General features: G+C 48.9%; 1 protein-coding gene. It reads left to right on the top strand.

Going from position 1 to position 1,745, the window contains the following annotated elements; genetic code table 11:
• Positions 1–309: 309 nt before the first annotated feature.
• Positions 310–1,647 carry an ISLre2 family transposase gene (locus AB1L08_RS22275; protein WP_413066760.1) on the top strand — a complete coding sequence of 446 codons (1,338 nt, stop codon included), beginning with the start codon at positions 310–312 and terminating at the stop codon, positions 1,645–1,647.
• The last annotated feature ends 98 nt before the right edge of the window (positions 1,648–1,745 follow it).

The raw sequence follows: 1,745 nt of genomic DNA, 5'->3' as shown, positions 1-1,745 counted from the left end.
GTATGAGTAAAATGTTTGTGGGCGAATAGTTGTTCCTCTCATTTGAGGCCTAAGTGGGGTTTGCTCTTACGAAATGAAGTGCACGGCTTTATATGGAGTGGCGGGCATGATAGCCTCCATTGGCGAGCCAGCTTACCATATAGCTGGCTCCCTGGCTGGCAAGTCATGCCCGCAGAGGCTCCATGTCAAGCCGCCAAAGGGTTTAACACTCATCGTAGTGAGAAGCTCACAAGCAAATTCCATGAAAAAAGGGCCACTCCTTAGTAGAATCAAAGTCGACTAAAACCAGATCCAAAAGGAGTGACCACTATGGAAAATCATATCACAGCTTATCCTTCTTTTAAAGAAATTGAGCAGCTGGTATGGAGAAATCTTCAGGAAGTCTATTCTATCGTCATGAAGGAGATTTTGGAGGAAATAGACCAACAGATTGCCGAAGAACGGGACAAAAACCGCTTCAGGTACCATGAAAAACGAGAGGCAACCATGGACAGCCTTTTTGGACAAATCGAGTTTTCACGTACCTATTATCAGGACCGTGAGGCAGGTGGCTATGTGTTTCTTCTGGATCGTTATTTAGGATTTGAAGGGGAAACAGAAGTCAGTCCCCTGGTCAAGGAAACGGCGATGGAACTCGCTGTAACGGGCCCTTCCTACCGCCAGGCAGCTGATACATTGGAGAACCTTTTAGGCTACCGGGTGATAAGCCACGAATGGATTCGGCAGAGGCTGCTGGAGATTGAATTGATTCCGAAAAAAACGGAACTGGCGCAGCGTGTCCTGTTTGTCGAAGTGGACGGGCTGTACCTGAAGCGCCAGGAAAAAAACAAAAAGGGAAAAGAGGAAAAGATCGTGGCTGTCCACCAAGGCTGGGAAGTGAACGGCCGAAGAACAAGCCTGATCAAAAAGCGCCATTTCCACCATACAGGAACAGGACATTTTTGGGAGGACTTCGAGACCTTCCTGGTAGAGACGTTCGATTATGACCCTCTGGAACATCTGCTTGTCATTAACGGGGACGGAGCGAACTGGATTACGGCCTGCCGGGAGTATTTTCCGTCCAACGCCTTTTTCAGCATCGACCGCTTTCATGTCGCCCGGGACATCCAACGGATCTTCCGAGACCACCCCCGTTACAGGGCCATCCGGAAAGCACTCGCAGCCTATGACGGAGAAAAGCTGTTTCTTGAATTAAATAGCGCAGTCGGGACCCTTGACAAGGAAAGCAAGGAGGAGAGGCTGGAAGAACTGATCAAGCAGCTGGAGCAATATCCGGAAGCCCTTGGTGACTACAGGAAATGGCTCGAGAAAAAAGGGGTGGCTACCCAAGGGCTGCGTCCGATGGGCAGTGCGGAAGCAACCATGAGAGTGTTCGCTCGCCGCATGAAAAACGGCCGTAGCTGGGTAGAGGAAGGGATGAGAGCTATGATGACCGGTTTGATCGGGCATCTGGACAAGCTGTCCCTACGGACCCTGATTGGACGTATGGAAACATGGACAGAGGAACAAAAGGAGAAGCCGCCAAGGTATTACCGGGAGAAGCTGAAAAATACAGTAGGTGAAGCCGTAAGAGGCAATCTGCCATACTTAAGCCAGAAAGCAAACATTCCCGTATACCAAGCTTTAAAAGGGCTGGCAGGTTTTTAAAAATACAAAAATAGTCGACTTTGGAGAACCCTAAAAGTGTGAAAGTGCTTTCAAAAATAAAGGGCGAAAATATCTGCCCACAAATGGTTGACACAGAC

It is taken from the genome of Siminovitchia jepli, from assembly GCF_047228825.1.
Classification (GTDB): domain Bacteria; phylum Bacillota; class Bacilli; order Bacillales; family Bacillaceae_C; genus Siminovitchia.
This window is presented reverse-complemented; position numbering and strand designations above follow the sequence as displayed.